We start from the raw sequence: 16978 nt of genomic DNA on the forward strand, positions 1-16978 counted from the left end.
CGTGCGTCAAAAGTGAAATAGTGTGATAGAGCGAGAAAAACGAAGAAAACATTAATTTATTGAGGGAGGATTAAAAATTATGTGTATGGGTACGGGGACTATTCAGGGAATGTCTCCAAATATGATGTTTGGGATGGCTGCATTTTGGGGGATCGGAATACTTTTGGGATTAGCGCTTTTGGCTGGGACATTTTATTTCATGTGGCGATTTATACGCGCTATTGAAAAGAGAAGCGAGAAGTTTTGACGAGAATCCATCGCAACTGTTGCGATGGATTTTTTGTTTCGCGCGCCTAGCCAAGTTAGGCACAACTAGCCGGTGCGAGTCCGGTCGAGGTAAGAGCCAAGTCGCCTCGTAGCTGACGGGCAACTGGTGGAGAGATCCTAAGGTTGAAGCCCCGTGACAAAGTAACTCCTGCTGGAGTGCGAGCGAATCAGCAGGCCGTAACATCAAGTGAATCCTGCCGCATCGTCAAAAAGAACCTAAACAGGACAAGAGAGAGCCGAGCCCCGGAAATATGGGCGAAGGCCACGGAACGCGTGAAGTCCTTGGAAACGCAGCGCGGAAGAACTCTCCGGTGTATAGGGATCGGCATGTTGAGAAAGTTGTGACTTGAAACTAGGGAAACCCTACCTCGCACGGTAAAAGCCGTAAAGAGCGAACCTATAAGCCCGAAAGGTGAAATGGCGAGCTGCGGGGAGGGAGGCGGAGGGGGTTGTAGTACCCATGAAGCAAGGACAACACAACCTTGCGGAGGGAAGGACCCCTGCTTTGTTCACGTACCGGAGGAGGTAAGAGTCAGTGAATGCAGTGAAATCTGCTAACAACGCCAAAGTAAAAGCTCAACAACTCCAAAACGTACTATACCTAGCGGCCAAGGGAAACCCCAGGCGGCGATTTCACGCGCTGTACGACAAGGTGCACGGTGCACCGCGGCGACATTCTTTGGGAAGCATGGAAACGGGTCAAGGCGAACGGCGGAAGCGGCGGGCCGTAAAGAAAGGCGTATACTGGGTCGTCGATATCGATATTCGCGGATATTTTGACAACATATCGCACGAGAAACTAATGCAACTGGTGGAACAACGTATTAGTGACCGCCGAATACTGAAACTCATCCGCAAGTGGCTCAAGGCAGGGTTCGTGAAAGATGATCAGTTTCACGAAACCGACCTGGGAAGTCCGCAAGGGGGCGTCATCAGTCCGCTTCTGGCAAACATCTACCTGAACTACCTGGACACGATCTGGGAAAAGAAGTTTGCGGAAACCGGAACACTAGTACGCTATGCCGACGATCTTGTCGTCCTCTGCAAAACCAAAGAGCAAGCCCTGAGGGCGATCAATGTCCTCAAAGCGGTATTCGGAAAACTGGAACTGGAGATGAACAAGGCGAAGTCTAACTTGTCAACCTTTGGGGAGATGAAGAAGGCTTCAACTTTCTGGGGATGCACCACCGGAAAATACCGAAGATGATGAAAGGCAACAAGGTAGTCTCTATTCTTCGCAGCTACCCTTCGAAGAAGGCGATGAAGAACATGAGACAGAAGGTGAAGGAAGTAACCGAGCCGCGCAATCGTCTGTATTGGACGATGAACCGGATGGTGGAGGAACTCAACCCGAAGATACAAGGGTGTAAGAACTACTACGGACTGGATTCCTTTTCCGATAAGTTCCTGAATAAAATCGACTGGTATATCCGAAAGCGCCTCACCCTGTTCTGGAACAAGAAGCGCAACCGTCGTAACAAACACAGCAAGTCCCGACAGGCGGCCATGGCGGCCCAGTTTGCGGGGCTCAAGAAGCTCGCTAGTTGAAGGAAGTACTGTAACGCCGAAGGAAGAAGAACATCGGAAAGCCGTATGAGGGAAAACCTCACGTACGGTTTGATGAAGGGGGAGTTGGAAAAGTAAAAAGAGGGCTTGCGCCCTCCGATGAAATTTCAGTTCTCTACTCTACATCAAACTTTCATCACATTTAGTTAGTACAATATCTGAAAAGAGAATAACGATAAGTATATTTCCCGGAATCAGAGGGGAACAACTGGCATTGTGAGAAACGTACGATGCCATCAAAATTTCAAGGAGGAGCTCCCCGATATGTCCAAAAAGATTTGGTGGGGGATATTCAACTTAACACTCTGGCTTATACTCGGCTTACTGTTTTACGCTGCTCTTTCATTAATAATAATCAGTTGGGGGTTGGTTTTTAAAATGCTAATGATGTTATTCTTTATGATACTCTTTATCATTATCGTTGGGTTGGCAATATACTTTACCTTTAAATTGCTGGGAAAAGCTTTTGACAGGAAAGAAGATCCGTCAATCCAGATTATAAGGGAACGATTCGCTCGGGGAGAGATCAGCGAGGACGAGATGAAGCAGAAGCTCCTTTTGTTAAGGAGAAAATAAGAGAAAAAAAGATTGCTGCGGAGGTGAAAATAATGAGCAAATGGTTTCCAAGGTTGTATGATACGATGATGGAACCTTTGGAAAAAAGAGGGTTCCGTGAGATTCGAAAGAAATTGGTCCACAATTTACCCGGCAATGTCTTGGAAATTGGTTCAGGCACGGGATTAAACTTTCCATATTACAAAGAGGCTCAAAAGGTGATTGCGATCGAGCCGGAACCTATAATGATTGAACGGTCTTTGACGAGAGCGAAGAATGCTCATGTTCCAATAGAGGTAATTTCAGCTAAGTCGGAGCAGCTCCCTTTTCCGGATAATTCTTTTGATGCGGTGGTTAACACATTGGTACTTTGTACGATACCTGATCCTGTTAAAGCATTGGCAGAAATTAATCGGGTTTGCAAATCAGATGGGAAAGTGCTTTTTTTTGAACATGTGCGGTTGGATGATCCGATTCTGGGGCGATTACAGGACTGGCTGACACCTGTATGGAAACGACTATGTGACGGCTGTCATTTAAACCGCAATACCCTTGAACTAATCAAGCAGGCGGGTTTTAAAGTTACTCGGATTCAGCGTTATTATAAGGATATCTTTCTTGTGATCGAAACACTGAACCAAAAATAGGAATAAGAGTTAACCTCGGGAGATCCAGAAGGATCTCTCTAATTTTTACGGATATTTCGCTGGTTGGACAAGGTGAACTTCACATTTTCATCACAAATACCACAAACTTTCAACACAAATTTTTTTTATATTATCCCAAATTTCGAAAGCCAATTATAGAGACCCTCGATTCGAATGGGAATTTGTGGGTTGGTCTGCAAACTGGAAGCGTTTTTACATGATATGGTAATTGTTTCTCGTTCTTGGGCACACTTTCCCCCTCCCCACCGATACGGGCTCTCGTAGTTTCCATTCAATTTTTTCCCAATTCACTCCAATTGGGCTACCCTTACCATCATCTGCTCCAAGATCCAACGATTGCTGAAACAATCGGCGATTTTGAGGATCACGGTTCTGCTGTGACTCACCAATATCCCTGCAACTTGTAGAAAGTCCTGACGGAACCGTTGTATGGTAAACCCTTGGTGGATGGGATCACAACAGTCTTTCTTGAAGCGTTGAAACAAGTTATAGGTGAAAAGCTTGATGAGCATGTCGACTTCATTGGCTTCAAAATCGGAACTTGCAATAGCATGTATGGAGAACCCGTTCTTGGCTTCTTTGATCGAATTCTCTACACATGCCCGTTGGTTGTAGAACCGCCAGATGTCTATCGGTGACCAATCCAGGTTGGTGACGATCGCTTCATACTCCCAAAGAAAATCGTACAGTTGCAATTGATCCAAATCATAGCGTTCGGCTTTCCGGATTATTACGACACGCCGGGGTTTCTTCCATGTCGTAGCTTGGTAGATCAGTGTGATGCCTTCAATCACGATATCCTCGTCTACGTACCGCTTCCAATGGTTGCAAGAAGAAATCGCATCTTGAAGGCGTTTTGTCCATTTCAGTTTTCCTACATAGCCGATTCGTTTCTGTTCCCAAAACCGGTAAAACTCTTCTCCCCCAAACCCTTTGTCAAATCGAGCAAATTTGACATTGGAACCGGAAGGAAGTAACTCGAGTGTGGTTTTCGCAAACTCAATCGCATTGGTAGAGGAATGCGTATTACCTGGACGAAGAACCCCATTTAAGCAAAAACGGGATTGCCCTTCAAACACGAGAAGGGGATGATAGCTCTTTCGACCGGGTTTGTTTGAATTCACTCCTATTTCTGCTCCTTCTTGGTTTCCATAGACCGTCTCGACGGTTGAATCAAAATCCAGAATGAGAGATTCCGGTAAATGAGGGGCTATGACGTGGTGAGTAAGCTGCCGAAGTTGCCACTTCAAAGAAGGGCTCTTTGCAGCAAGTCGCCCCAGTTCCTTGTACAGCAGGGAATGGTGAGGACACCGTCCACCTAAGAATCGCTTGATGAGAGAGTCGTTCTGAAGGGTGCGAAAGTGGAACAATCGTTGACAACCGAACAGCCAGCCGACTACAAGATAGAGGAGGATCTTCCAAAAAGGGAAGATCGAATTACCCCCTTTGGTACAGTCGAGTTGTTGAAAAGCACCTTCCAGCTTTATTTTCTCAAGGAAATCCAAGACAACCTTGCCACCGGCGTAAGAAGTAGCGTTCTTTAACGTAAATTCAGTTTTCATTTGGGAGGTATTTGTGGTAGACTTCACCTAACAGGTGCTCCTTTCTTTGGGTGATGTTGTTCCGACAAACACCATTCTACCAAAGATTAGGGCACTTTTTTAGCAATTAAAGCTATGTCACTTTCGAAATTCGGGATTATCTGTGTCGAAAAAATAAAAGGTATGTCGATTCTCGTAGAAAGATTGAAGCGAGGGGGTGCGAGGAAATGAAAGGGCATACCATTTTGATTGTTGAAGACGAACTGGCAATTGCCGACACGTTAAAAATATATTTGGAAAATGAAGGATTCGACGTTGAGATTGTCGGGGATGGAATCGAAGCGGTAAAAGTTTTTCATCAATTGAACCCTACGTTAGTTTTGCTTGATTTGAATCTGCCCGGTCAGGACGGAATTCAAGTATGTCAGACTCTTCGTTCCAGTTCAAACGTCCCGATCATCATGATTACCGCTCGGGATGAAGAACGTGATAAACTTCTTGGACTTGACATTGGAGCAGATGACTACATTACAAAACCGTTTAGTGTTCGCGAAGTGGTTGCCCGGATCAAAGCTCTGTTGCGACGTTTATGGCGTCCGGAAACAGACCAGGACCGATTGATGATTGACGAGGTGGTCATTGATAGGAAGTCACTCCAGGTCTGGAAAACCGGAAGGGAAATACAGGTTACTCCGACAGAGTTTAAATTGCTTGCGGTTTTGATGGAAAATGCCGGACAGGTTCTCTCTCGACCTCAAATAATTGAAGCGATGTATGGGTATTCATATGAAGGTTTTGAAAGAACCCTGGACAGTCACATCAAAAATCTAAGGCACAAACTTGAGGATCAACCGCAGAAACCCCAATATATACTAACGGTTATCGGGGTTGGATATCAGTTCAAGAGGTGAGGCATATGAACAAGTTGTCGCAAAAATTGACGATCGCGTTTTTCATTGTCTCATTTATCTCGATGGGAATTATGGCGTTGCTTGCACGAGCGATTTTTAAAATCACGCTTGATTTCTATTTTCCGGGTCAGCACATGCAAATGATGTTCAACCCTTTTGGGGGATCGACAGATCGGTTCTTTCAAGCTTTAGATTTCTCCTATATTTTAGCCGGATTAATATCAATCCTGATCTCTTTCGCGTCCGGTTTTCTGGTTGTTTTGTTGATTACCCGTCCGATTCGAAAGCTATCCAAGGCGGCTGATAGGATTGCAAATGGTGATCTTGGAGAAAGGGTACAAGTTAAATCGGACGATGAAATCGGACAATTGGCAAAGAGCTTTAATAGCATGGCTGCTTCGTTAGAGCAGACTGAAGAAAATCGAAGAGCATTTTACGCCGACATTGTGCACGAACTTCGTAACCCGCTGACGGTGGCGCGATGTCGCGTTGAGGCAATGATGGACGGAATGGTTCCTCCTTCTGAGCAGGAACTCGCATCCATCCATAAGGAGATGTTGCTCCTTACCCGTCTAATCACGGATTTGAGAGATCTTTCGTTGGCTTCGAATGGACAACTTACGCTTCACAAGCAGGAAACCGATCTTCGGACCTTCTTGTCTAGGATCGTTCAAGAAGCAACTATCCTCGCTCAAAAGAAGGGAATCTCGTTAAGTTTTTCAACGGGGCAGATTATACCGGTCTTAAATATCGATCAGGAAAGAATAAATCAAGTAATGCACAACTTGCTCAGCAACGCAATCCGGCATACGCCCAATGGAGGCAGGATTGTTGTGGACATTAAGGAGGACAAGAAGCATGGGGTGATCGTCTCCGTGCAGGACTCGGGAACCGGAATTCCCGAGGAAGAATTGGAAAGCATTTTTGAACGCTTCTATCGGGTGGATCGATCCCGTTCAAGAAAAACGGGAGGAACTGGTCTGGGGCTTGCAATTGTAAAACAACTGGTTGAGTTGCATGGCGGAAAGGTCTGGGTGGAAAGTCAGTTGGGACAAGGCAGCAGATTTTCATTTTCTCTTCCATTAACAAGTTGAGATTTAATAAAACATCGCTTTATAGAAAGGGGAGAAAGCAATGAAACGCTTTTTCAAAAAACTTATGATTTTTACTTTAGTGCTGTCGCTGATCGGACTTGCTGGAGGAGCCGCATTTCTCTATAAAGACAAGTTGGTTACCGCGGTTCAATCACTCCCTCAATAAATTAATGTTTTCTACGTTTTTCTCGCTCTATCACAATATTTCATCTTTGACGTACGAAGCACCCATGGATAATATTTGACGAAAAGTGAAAATATGGGATCGACCTGTTGGCGGGAATAGAGGTGGTGCTACCTCGTTTTAAAAACCTATGGTCGCAAATGGATCTCCACATGTACCCTTGCAGTTAACCCTCCCATATCTCCCTGGGTCTATGCCCTTACATTCCTTCGTTCTACCTCTCAAGGGGTGGAGGCCGGGCAAGCTCCTAAACGGGGTCGTTGCCCTAATGGAATAAATTGGTCCCAGCCTATCCGTGCTTCGTTTGTCAAAGATCAATCTGTGTCATAAGCGCAGAAAGAGATGAGTTGCTAAACTTGTAATTAAATTAAGCTGCTGCTTGTAATTGAGCCTCTCGATGGGGGCCAAGCACCTTACGGGCGTCGTATTCCTTTTGCTTGGTTCCAAGCTCAAATAAGACGCGAATTAACTTGTTACAGATGGCGATCATCGATTGCTTTTTCTTCAGCGGGTTATCCCTGCGTGTGGTGAAATACCGATGCAGTGCACGGAATTCCGGATTCTTAGCGACCATGGTTAGTGCCGCCCGAAACAGCAACGCTCGGAGGCGACAGCGGCCACGCTTACTGATCGTCGTCTGTCCTTTCCGCTCGCCGGAACTGTTTTCCCGTAGGCTAAGTCCCGCATGGCGTACGATTTGCTGGCTGTGGTCATAACCGGATAAATTCCCGACTTCCGCTAGAAACCCAGCCACGGTGATGAGTCCAATGCAAGGGATACTCATCATGTGGGAGGCGCCGGGGATTTGTTTTACCAGTTCCTTCACAAGCTCCATCAGTTGTTCAATTTGCCTGCACAGCATGGCGTACTGCTCCAGATACATGGCTAGCTCATGCCTGGCTGCTGTAACGCCTTCCGTAAGGCCGATGGACTTCTGGGCTTTCCCGTACAGCAACTGTGCTCTTTTGGGGCCCACGGCACGCTTCACGTCATTCTTCTTCCATGTGGCCACGATCGATGTTTCACCGGCTTTCACCACATCTTGTGGTAATGGAAAGTGCTGAAGAGTGATAAGAGAAGCTTTACCTTCCCAATCTTTAAAGACTTGCGTATATTCGGGAAAGAAGCGATCCAACCAATTGTGGATTCTTCCTTTCACGCGGTTCAAATCCCCGCATAGACGATCCCGCTGATTCATCAGCACGCGCAGGTCGGCGTAGACGCCTTCCGGGAGCTGCGGCTCCGTGTAGCGACCGTCGATGACGAGTTTGGCGACGACTTTCGCATCTTTGATGTCGTTCTTGGTAGGAGAGTTGTCGTCGAGTTCCTTGCTTTTCTTGACATGATGTGGATTGACTAACACCACCTGGATACCATGTCCCTTTAGGAAGTGGAACAAGGAAAACCAGTAGTGACCAGTTGGCTCAACACCCAGAATGACGTCGTTCATGCCGTTCTTCTGCTTTAGGGACTCTGCCCACGCCAGAAGGTTCAGTAAGCCTTGTTCATCGTTCTGGAATAAGCACCGGTTGCCAAGTTCAATGCCTCGGTAATTAAAAGCTCGGGCCACATGGTTGTGTTTGGCGATGTCTGTTCCAATCACCAATGTGGTATCAGAAATTCGCTGAATACGTTGATTTTGTTTGCTAGATTGGCTATGCTTCATAGTAAGCGTCCTCCTCTTAATTAGGGCAGTGAATGTGCGCCATTCCGAGACCCAGCATACAGGAGGCGCTCTTTCTTTTGCAAACCACAATTTAATTCATTACAGGAATAGCTCCTAAACAATCAATCCTCCCAAAACCAGGCATCCGGAATGGGCATGGGCATGGGTGATTCAAGCACGTCAACAAACCAAGGAATGCAAAGTATGCCTGGAATGTCGAACAACAATATGTCAGGCATGTCCGGCATGAACAATACGCAGGGCATGAACAACATGCAAGGGATGAATAATATGCCCGGTATGAATGCCGGAATGTCGATGGCGAATCAAATACCAATGATGAATCAAGGGATGAGCTCAATAAACCAAGGAATGAGCATGATTAATCAAGGTGTCAATAAAATCCTTGAAAGCCGTGGCGCAATGAACGCGGGTTCTGATTCAACAAAAGATAAAAATGGGGACGCTACTCAAGGAAAAAAGGATGAACAAAAACAGGATTCCGTGCAACAAGGTATCAGTTTGATTCAGCAGGGAATTGGAATAGTTCAACAAGGTATGGGCTCCATGAACCAGACTATGGCTAACTTGAACACCATGGGAAACAACTCGCAATCAAGCAACGCGAACGGCAACACCATTGGTAATTCAAATGGCAACATGGCTGGCAACATGGCTGGCAACATGGGCGGTAACATGGGCGGTAACATGAATGGCAGCAATATGAATGGCAATATGGGTACAATGCAGTCGCAAACCACGGTTGATAAAATCTCAATGGTGTTTAATTTGATCCTGATTATTTTCGTAATCACATTGCTGGTCGGGGTAGTGGGTTACGTTTTAACTTTATTGAAAAAAGGATCTAAAGAATCGATAACCCAAAACGTCTAATTGAGTAGAGAGGGGGATTTGAATATGTTGGAGAGATTAAAAAAATTGGAGACTGTTAAACAGGGAACTTGGCTTAAATTAATCATCGGTTCCGGGATTACATTAGCAGTTGTATCTTTTATCGAGTTTATAATGTCCAGATTCAACGCTAGCACAATGAATTTGATGATGAAGTCGATGAGGGGCATGTTTCTGAGTATGTTTATGAGAGATGTTTTAAATGTAGCAATCCAGAGCGTGGTATTACTGCTGCTTATTGGAGCGGGTGTCGGAATGTTCCTGTACTTTAAACGGATACTAAAGGACAACACCGTCAGCAATTCGGCGCTTGAAGCTAATCACGAAGAATCCGTCGAAACAGAACGCAGTTAAAAAGTACGATTAAATCAGAAATAAAAACCGGCTCACAAACAAGGCGCAGCGTCTGAAGTAAGTCGTGAATCGGTAATGGTGAGCGATCTGAAGTAGATTGAAGTGGTGAGAAACAGAAAGGGACGATTTTATGACCGAAAAAGTCCTTAAAGTTCGATTTGACTTTATTTCGCATTGGATCTGGACGATTCTCTATTTGCTGCTGGCACTTTCCGGCTTTGCAATGATGGGAGCCAAATTCGGCTGGATGTTTGGATATAATTTTACGCTTGCCGACTTTGTGCATCGACTTGTAGGCGTTCTGTTTATCGTCTTGGCAGTGCTGGTTGTAATTTATGAGATCGCAAGAATTGTTAGGGGAAGCGCTAGTAAGGGTAAGTGGTTTCCTATCGGAAAACAGGGTTTCGCGGGATTCACCCTTCTCACAACTATTTTGCTCATACTCAGCGGTTTTTTACTCTGGTTTCATGCAAATATTCCATATGTGTTTGGAACGTTTGCCTTCGCGGTTCATGAATTTGTGGCTCTTTTATCAATCGCAAGCATCGTTTGGCACATTTATAAGAAACGTTATATTTTACAAGATATCTCACAAAAAGAAAACAAAGGAGATTAATAGAAAGGGGGGAATGGTGTGACAAACAGATGGTCTGTGCTCGCGATTCGCTCCATAGCGGTGCTTATATTGTTTGTTGCTTCCGGAGTTCTGATTTCGATGCTCGCCCCCGTTACATCTTCTACTCAACAGGAAAGCTTTATGATGGGAATGATGAGTGCAATGAATAATTCCATGATGGCATCCATGATGGGGATTGCACTTAACGATGGATTTTTAAACTTTATGCTAGCTTTTCTTATGTTGTTATTGTTGGCGATTATTCCTCTTAGTATCAAAATCGGACTTACTTTACGCAGAGAGGGAGGAACAGCCAATGAAAAAGAATAGAAAAAGATTTTATCAATGGCTTTTCTCTTTTACAACCTTGTTTCTTTTGTTATCACTGTTAGCTATGTGGACCTCCCCACCGAGACTTGATCAAATTTCGACCGGAGGAGCGATGAACTCGGATCTGACAATGGGAACCGCGATGATGAAACACTTGTTCTCTGCGCAGATGAATTTTGTTGATTGGTTCACCCCAATGTCAAACATGATGGCGACGATGAAAGGAGTGATGGCTACTGATCTGTTGTACGACGCTTTAAATTTTGTGCTAACGGTGCTATTAATCGTTTTTACCGCGTTATTGATCGGGGGATCGATTATTTTGGGCATGTTATGGACTTAGAAAAAATGTCATCTCCATACGAAATCCATATCTCGATGTTATATTGCATCGGTGGACAAACATTCTAACTTTCTTAAAATCTTTACTCAAAAGGAGGGGGCGTAATGGTTAAAAATCGTTGGTTGAAACTGTCGCTTTTCTCGTTGGCAGGTATCTTAGTATTCGGATTGTTGCAAGCGATCTTTCAGAATCTCTTTTCATCCGCGATGCCCCAGGGCACCCAGACTGGCATGGGCTCAGGTATGGGAATGATGGGCTCAGGTATGGGAATGATGGGCTCAGGTATGGGCATGGGTCAGGGAATGATGGCTGGCACGATGGGGTCGGGCGCAGGCATGTCGTCCGGTACTCTTCTGGGTTCCTTCGCTAGCTCAATCTTGACAGTGCTGACAGTTTTGGCAGTAATTGCTCTGTTTGTGGGATTAATAGGGTTTGCTTATAAATATGTGAAGAAATTTCCTCAAAAAGCCTCAAACCAATGAGGTTGTTTAATCAGTAAACAAAGCAACTATAGGAGAGGGAGAGATTTGTGATGAAGAAAAAAGTGTTGATTCCATTTGCTGCTGCACTGCTGTCTGTTGGACTTTTGGTAGGTTGTTCAACAAGCAAGCCAACCGCGTCAACGAATACCCAAAATTCGGCTCCCCAGACAAACAGCCAGACGAAAGAGATCGTGGTAACCGCGAATAATATGTCTTTTGAACCGAAAACCGTTGCCGTTGAAAAAGGAACCAAGGTGAAGCTCACCTTGAAGAATAAAGAGGATAAGCCGAACAATCTGGTGGTTCAGGGAACCAACATTAAAATCGACAATGTAGCGCCTAACCAAGAACAGTCGGTTGAATTTGTCGCCGATCGTCAAGGCGAATTCAACATGGTAGGCACGCTGTCCGGTATGGATAGTATGTCGGCCAAACTTATCGTGAAGTAACCATTGCAAAGGTAGCATTCGATCATTCGGATGCTGCCTTTTTTATAAATTATCGCGGATTAAGACGCGTGTTCTATCACGAAGAATGGGCTAGATGATCAAAGTGAGTTAGCTTCGCGAACTGTTCAAGTGCTACCTCAATCGCTTTGACCACTTCCTGAGAACAACAGTTTTCAAAGTCTTGATGATGACACGGAAAACGTCGAGAAAAAATCATTGCTCTCCATAACCAATTCATATCACGATGTTAGTTTAATATTAGAGGTCAAGCATTCCAGCTGATCTTAAACAAATTTCATCAAGAGGGGGTACGATATAGTGAAAAGTCGATGGTTAAAATTGGCTGTCTTTTCACTCGTTGGCATCTTGGTGATTGGATTGTTGCAGATGCTTTTTCTGACGTTCCTTTCACCTGGGGTGTCTCAAGGGATTCAAATGCCCGGTATGAACTCCATAAGTAGTGTAATGGGCTCAACCATGGGTTCCATGGGAACCGGAACGGGTTCAACGATGAGTTCTACGGGCGGTAGCATGGGCTCTACTATGAGTTCCATTGGCAGCGGAATGGGCTCAAGCATGGGCTCCATGGCTGGTGGAATGGGTCAAAACATGGGGGCTATGGGTAGCAACGGCATGGGTTCCAACATGCGATCGATGAGTGGCGGAATGGGCAACGGTATGGGGATGATGGGTCCAAGTATGGGAATGGGAATGATGGGTTCAGGCATGGGCATGGCACAGAAAATGATGGGCGGTATGATGATGGGGGGCATGATGAATGGAAACATGTCCGGTAACATGAGTGGAACCATGGGTACTAACATGGGTGGCAACACGTTCAGCGCTCTAACGGGTTCGCTCTTTAGTTCCATCGGTCCCATCTTGATGATCCTGTTCGTTATTGTTCTTTTTGTGGGGGTAATTGGGTTTATCTATAGTTTGGTTAAGAGGAATGTCGCAAAGGCTTAATGTCCTTGACATGCAAAAACGATAGAGATTCGAGATATGTCGCGTCGCTCTCCAAAACCAATCCATATCTCGATGTTAACTTAAGATTAAAGATCAAGCTTCCGTGATCTGAAACTTATAAAGATGAGGTGATGCATAATGGTGAAAGATCGATGGTTGAAGGTGGCTCTGTTCTCTCTGATTGCTGTCTTGGTGCTTGGATTAACACAAGCTGTAATTACACCCGCAATTTCGCCGGGAACGCAGCGGTTTGGATTCGGGATGGGACAGGGAATGATGGGATCAGGTATGGGCATCGCCCAGAAAATGAACGGAATGATGGGGATTGGAGGAATGTCGCAAAGTTCTTGGCTGGGTTCCCTCTCCGGACTTATCTTGATGGTGCTTACGATCTCTCTCTTCGTCGGGTTGATTGGGTTTGTTTACAACTATTTTAAAAATGAAACTAAAGCGGTGAATTCTCTGGTTGCAAGTCAAACCCAATCTGTGGAAACCGTTGTTGAAAACGAAACCCAGGCAGACAAAACAGTTGTCGAAAGTGAAGTTAAGGTAGAGAAAGTTGTCGTTCAAACTGAAACCAAGGCGGAGAACGTTGCGGCAGAAGGTGAATTCAAGGCAGAAAATCCTGTCGTTGAAGGTGATTCTTCAAAAGGGCAGAAACGAAAGTAGTACAGATGTCCTTCGATCACAGAAGTTGGCGCGGTAAAATTGAAAAATCATGAATCTCCATAACCAATCCATATCGGGTTGTTAAATTAAGATTGAAGATCAAACTTTTTCAGCTGATCAAACTTAAAAGAGGTGGTACATTATGGTTAAAAATCGTTGGTTGAAGTTGTCGCTTTTCTCACTGGTTGGTATCCTGGTGCTCTGGCTGCTGCAAATCGTTTTCACTCCCGCAATGCCTCAAGGGGCGCAGTTCGGTGCAGGGTCCATGGGGCAAGGGATGATGGGATCTGGAATGGGGATCGGTCAAGGAATGATGAAGTCAGGTATGGGTGTGGGTCAAGGAATGATGGGGTCAGGTATGGGTGTGGGTCAAGGAATGATGGGGTCAGGTATGGGGATGATGGGTTCAGGCATGGGCATGGGTCAAGGAATGATGGGCGGTATGATGGGCTCGGGTACAGGTATGGCCGGTTCGTCCCTTGGTTCAATCTTTGGTTCAGTCTTTTCCTTATTCACCATCTTGGCGGTTGTCGCTCTGGTTGTCGGGCTGATTGGGTTTGGTTATAACTATGTAAAGAAAAATTTCCTCAAAAATCCGGAAAACAAAGAAATTGTTCTCAACCAGTAATAATGGAACAGGTAGCATTCGATTCAATTCGGATGCTACCTTTTTCGCACCGAGTTATTGGAGTTTCGGAAGGAATAACATTCTTTAGTGTAGAATGAATAATCGTAAAATTTGTATACAGCTAGTATACAAATGTTGGTTTTGCAACTGTGGGGAGGTAACGAGGATGAGCACACGTATGGCAGCAGTGGACATTGGCAACGATGCATTAAAAGCGTATACTGAAAGTTTGCAGGAAGAAATTTATATCCCCAATGTAATTGCGGAGATTGGCGATTCACGCGAAATCGTTGAACTGGAAAAACACCCGTTGGACGGGGTACACGTGAAGATTGTATCCAGTGCGTTAAAGCGCGGGGAAGGGGTATTCGCGGTCGGCAAACTTGCAGCAGGCTATTCTCATAACGACGAATTAACCTCAGAATCGGAAAAATCAGAGAGTGACCAGCCCCTCATCATGCTTTTGACGGTGCTTGCGTATGACGCAGCCGTAAACATTCCTGAAAAGAATGGAGTCATTGAGGCTACATATCATCTTTCAACGGGATTGCCTCTAAGTGAAGCCAAAAGAGGAAAACGCAAAGAGTTTAAGGAGAAAATTAAGAACAACCGACACGAGGTTCACTTCAAAAACACTCCGGAACTCAGTGGAAAAATTGTACGTCTTAAGTTTGAAGAGGTTTTGGTCAATATCGAAGGTCACGTGGCGTTGATCGATTTGACGACCAATGATGACGGTTCGGTTCGCAATGAAGAACTTACCAAGATGACCGTACTCATCAATGACATCGGAGGTCTTTCCACAGATGCCGCCATCATTCACTCGGACGGAACGGTGGACAACATTTATTCCGACGGAATTAAAGAAGGGGTTTCCCCGTATCTCGACGAGATTATTGATCGGGTCTATCGGGATTTCGGTTACAAATTTCAAAGCAGACAGCAATTGGTGGACGTTATAACCGCAGACAATTCTGAAGCGCAAAATCACATCTGGGTCAAGGGAAAGCGGACAAGCATTCAACCCATCGTAGATGAAGTTTTGGTCAAGTTAGCCAGAGAAGAATACAAATTGGTTAAGAGTGTGTGGAATAAGGTTCCAAGCATCCGTGTTGCCTACCAAATTGGCGGAGGGTCTTTGCTCCTGAAACCGTACCTTGAAACGATTAACCAACAGGAGGAAGGATATCCGCTTCGGTTTGTAAGCTCCAAAGAAAGTATTTGGATGATCGCAAGAGCGTACTTCAAACTGTTGACAATATATCTCAAATACAAGGGATTACAACCACACGAAGTTACAAACTAGGTGATCTGTGATGGAACACGGATTTCAACCGGGACAGATGATTTCCTTCCGCCTGCCTGCCGACACCCCAAAACCGGTGATCGAGTATCTCAGTCAACTTAAAGAAACTGAGGAAGAAAGTTTTGGCAAAAAAATTTCTCAACTTTTTATTAATGGTGTTCATCAAGCGCTCATTGGTGAAAAACCAACCATAACGATTCCTTTACCTGAGTATTTGACACCGGAACAGAGGGATTGGTTCAATCATCCCTTTACAAGAGAATTACTAAGGAACTGGATCTGTCAATTGACGTTTAATCCCTCTTTGTTTTTGGGGGCTTCTACGTTTGAAATTGCTACTGCTACGGTGCAACAAGAATCAGTACAACAAAAAGAGACACAACAAGTAGTCGTTGAAAGAGAAAAAGATCAACTAGAAGAAGTACAACCAGCAGAGGTAACCGAAACAACTTGGGAAAAGAAACATTCAGACTTTGAAGTCAGTACCTCGTATCATGCCAAATTAGTGGGGTTCTTCATGGACGATTGAGTAAAGAAGCAGGTTCGATATTCGCGAGTTTAACCAAATAATGCTCTTCTCTCTTCAACCAATCCATGGTGGATATTGATTCACACCCAGCGGTTGAAGAAGAGGGGCTTTTTCTTTATCGAGTAAAATAGATCACCGCGGGAACTGGGGACACCTCGATGATTCGTGATCGATGTTTAGTCTTAAGCATGAAAAGAAGCATAAATCTCCATAACCAATCCATATCGCTGTGTTAATTTTTATATTGAAGATAAGTTCTCAGTAAAACGAGGGGGTACATCATGGTTAAAAATCAATGGTTAAAGCTGTCTCTGTTCTCGTTCGTTGGCATCCTTGTAGTATGGTTGTTGGAGAGGGTTTTCTCGCCCGGAATTCCACAAGGCATGCAAATGTCCGGAATGGGGATGGGCCAGGGAATGATGGGTCCAGGAATGGGTATGGCGCAAGGCATGATGGGTGGAGTCATGGGAGGAACGTCCGGCACATTTTTGGGTTCCTTCTTTGAGTTTCTGTTGAATGCACTGACCGTCTTGGCGGTGCTCGTCCTGTTAGTAGGAATCGTCGGGTTTATTTATAGCTATCTAAAAGGCAATGAAACCAAAGTGGAGAAAAATATTGTGGAAAATGATAATAAAAACATTACTGTCGAAGGTGAAGACAAGATAGCGAATACTGCCGTGGAGTATTTGAAAAGAAATTTCCTCACAAAGTCTGAAACGACGGAAAACTAAGAATCCATTTAATCAATTGGAATGATGGGTGGAATTGTTGCAGTGGCGTTGGCTTACTTTGGATTGAACATTATGTATGTGGCCCTTGGAGCGATTCTAACCGTTTTGTTGGTAAAAACGTGGCTAACCTAGAGAGCATATCCCCAACCAGACCTTATTTTATTGTCTCGATTCCCACCGTTGCTGCCGAATACGACCTTTAACTCGC

The 16978-nt window shown here is 44.9% G+C and carries 22 protein-coding genes; 20 read left to right on the plus strand and 2 right to left on the minus strand.

Annotated features, from left to right (window positions below):
• Positions 1-802 precede the first annotated feature (802 nt).
• The 4 genes from ACFO8Q_RS07010 to ACFO8Q_RS07025 all read left to right on the plus strand — a co-directional run bounded on the left by ACFO8Q_RS07010 (position 803) and on the right by ACFO8Q_RS07025 (position 3035).
• Positions 803-1474: a reverse transcriptase domain-containing protein gene (locus ACFO8Q_RS07010; RefSeq protein WP_380025027.1), complete on the plus strand. Its 672-nt coding sequence runs from the start codon at positions 803-805 to the stop codon at positions 1472-1474.
• A 62-nt stretch (positions 1475-1536) separates the two neighbouring features.
• Positions 1537-1815, plus strand: a complete 279-nt coding sequence (locus tag ACFO8Q_RS07015; protein WP_380025029.1) for a group II intron maturase-specific domain-containing protein — start codon at positions 1537-1539, stop codon at positions 1813-1815.
• Between the two features lie 282 nt (positions 1816-2097).
• On the plus strand, positions 2098-2409 hold the full coding sequence (locus tag ACFO8Q_RS07020; protein ID WP_380025030.1) for an SHOCT domain-containing protein: 312 nt from the start codon (positions 2098-2100) through the stop codon (positions 2407-2409).
• 32 nt (positions 2410-2441) lie between these two features.
• Positions 2442-3035: a class I SAM-dependent methyltransferase gene (locus ACFO8Q_RS07025; RefSeq protein ID WP_380025032.1), complete on the plus strand. Its 594-nt coding sequence runs from the start codon at positions 2442-2444 to the stop codon at positions 3033-3035.
• A 308-nt stretch (positions 3036-3343) separates the two neighbouring features.
• Here ACFO8Q_RS07025 and ACFO8Q_RS07030 read toward each other — a convergent pair whose 3' ends face one another.
• Entirely contained in the window at positions 3344-4645 is a 1302-nt protein-coding gene (locus ACFO8Q_RS07030; protein ID WP_380025034.1) for an IS1380 family transposase, read from the minus strand.
• 179 nt (positions 4646-4824) lie between these two features.
• On the opposite strand from ACFO8Q_RS07030, the gene ACFO8Q_RS07035 reads away from it, so the two are divergent.
• From ACFO8Q_RS07035 to ACFO8Q_RS07045, 3 genes are read left to right on the plus strand one after another with little or no spacing between them, the layout of a single operon-like run.
• Entirely contained in the window at positions 4825-5508 is a 684-nt protein-coding gene (locus ACFO8Q_RS07035) for a winged helix-turn-helix domain-containing protein (RefSeq protein WP_380025036.1), read from the plus strand.
• Between the two features lie 5 nt (positions 5509-5513).
• The gene (locus ACFO8Q_RS07040) at positions 5514-6602 is read left to right on the plus strand and encodes a sensor histidine kinase (protein ID WP_380025038.1); all 1089 of its coding nucleotides are present in this window, start codon (positions 5514-5516) and stop codon (positions 6600-6602) included.
• 40 nt (positions 6603-6642) lie between these two features.
• The gene (locus tag ACFO8Q_RS07045; protein ID WP_380025039.1) at positions 6643-6768 is read left to right on the plus strand and encodes a hypothetical protein; all 126 of its coding nucleotides are present in this window, start codon (positions 6643-6645) and stop codon (positions 6766-6768) included.
• A 385-nt stretch (positions 6769-7153) separates the two neighbouring features.
• Here the strand turns inward: ACFO8Q_RS07045 and ACFO8Q_RS07050 are convergent, their stop codons facing one another.
• The gene (locus ACFO8Q_RS07050) at positions 7154-8452 is read right to left on the minus strand and encodes an IS110 family RNA-guided transposase (RefSeq protein WP_380025041.1); all 1299 of its coding nucleotides are present in this window, start codon (positions 8450-8452) and stop codon (positions 7154-7156) included.
• 150 nt (positions 8453-8602) lie between these two features.
• Between ACFO8Q_RS07050 and ACFO8Q_RS07055 the strand changes: the two genes are divergently transcribed.
• From ACFO8Q_RS07055 to ACFO8Q_RS07115, 13 genes are all read left to right on the plus strand, one after another.
• Positions 8603-9346: a hypothetical protein gene (locus ACFO8Q_RS07055; RefSeq protein ID WP_380025043.1), complete on the plus strand. Its 744-nt coding sequence runs from the start codon at positions 8603-8605 to the stop codon at positions 9344-9346.
• A gap of 24 nt (positions 9347-9370) precedes the next feature.
• Complete coding sequence (locus ACFO8Q_RS07060; protein ID WP_380025045.1) at positions 9371-9718, plus strand: hypothetical protein; 348 nt, start codon at positions 9371-9373, stop codon at positions 9716-9718.
• Between the two features lie 130 nt (positions 9719-9848).
• On the plus strand, positions 9849-10334 hold the full coding sequence (locus ACFO8Q_RS07065; RefSeq protein WP_380025046.1) for a cytochrome b/b6 domain-containing protein: 486 nt from the start codon (positions 9849-9851) through the stop codon (positions 10332-10334).
• A gap of 18 nt (positions 10335-10352) precedes the next feature.
• Positions 10353-10664, plus strand: coding sequence for a hypothetical protein (locus tag ACFO8Q_RS07070; protein WP_380025048.1), 312 nt, complete (start codon positions 10353-10355; stop codon positions 10662-10664).
• A complete protein-coding gene (locus tag ACFO8Q_RS07075) occupies positions 10651-11007 on the plus strand; it encodes a hypothetical protein (RefSeq protein WP_380025050.1) in 357 nt (118 codons plus the stop codon). Before ACFO8Q_RS07070 ends, ACFO8Q_RS07075 begins: the two co-directional genes overlap by 14 nt.
• A 104-nt stretch (positions 11008-11111) precedes the next feature.
• Positions 11112-11489, plus strand: coding sequence for a hypothetical protein (locus ACFO8Q_RS07080; protein WP_380025052.1), 378 nt, complete (start codon positions 11112-11114; stop codon positions 11487-11489).
• 50 nt (positions 11490-11539) lie between these two features.
• Positions 11540-11938: a cupredoxin domain-containing protein gene (locus ACFO8Q_RS07085; RefSeq protein ID WP_380025054.1), complete on the plus strand. Its 399-nt coding sequence runs from the start codon at positions 11540-11542 to the stop codon at positions 11936-11938.
• 318 nt (positions 11939-12256) lie between these two features.
• Positions 12257-12907, plus strand: a complete 651-nt coding sequence (locus ACFO8Q_RS07090; protein WP_380025056.1) for a hypothetical protein — start codon at positions 12257-12259, stop codon at positions 12905-12907.
• 138 nt (positions 12908-13045) lie between these two features.
• Complete coding sequence (locus ACFO8Q_RS07095) at positions 13046-13576, plus strand: hypothetical protein (protein ID WP_380025058.1); 531 nt, start codon at positions 13046-13048, stop codon at positions 13574-13576.
• Between the two features lie 142 nt (positions 13577-13718).
• On the plus strand, positions 13719-14204 hold the full coding sequence (locus tag ACFO8Q_RS07100) for a hypothetical protein (RefSeq protein ID WP_380025060.1): 486 nt from the start codon (positions 13719-13721) through the stop codon (positions 14202-14204).
• Positions 14205-14370: 166 nt separating this feature from the next.
• On the plus strand, positions 14371-15510 hold the full coding sequence (locus tag ACFO8Q_RS07105) for an Alp7A family actin-like protein (protein ID WP_380025062.1): 1140 nt from the start codon (positions 14371-14373) through the stop codon (positions 15508-15510).
• Between the two features lie 10 nt (positions 15511-15520).
• The gene (locus ACFO8Q_RS07110; RefSeq protein ID WP_380025063.1) at positions 15521-16039 is read left to right on the plus strand and encodes a hypothetical protein; all 519 of its coding nucleotides are present in this window, start codon (positions 15521-15523) and stop codon (positions 16037-16039) included.
• Positions 16040-16320: 281 nt separating this feature from the next.
• The gene (locus ACFO8Q_RS07115) at positions 16321-16770 is read left to right on the plus strand and encodes a hypothetical protein (protein ID WP_380025064.1); all 450 of its coding nucleotides are present in this window, start codon (positions 16321-16323) and stop codon (positions 16768-16770) included.
• Positions 16771-16978 lie beyond the last annotated feature (208 nt).

Origin of the sequence: Effusibacillus consociatus, from assembly GCF_042652925.1 — a bacterium.
GTDB classification, from domain to species: Bacteria; Bacillota; Bacilli; order Tumebacillales; family Effusibacillaceae; genus Effusibacillus; species Effusibacillus consociatus.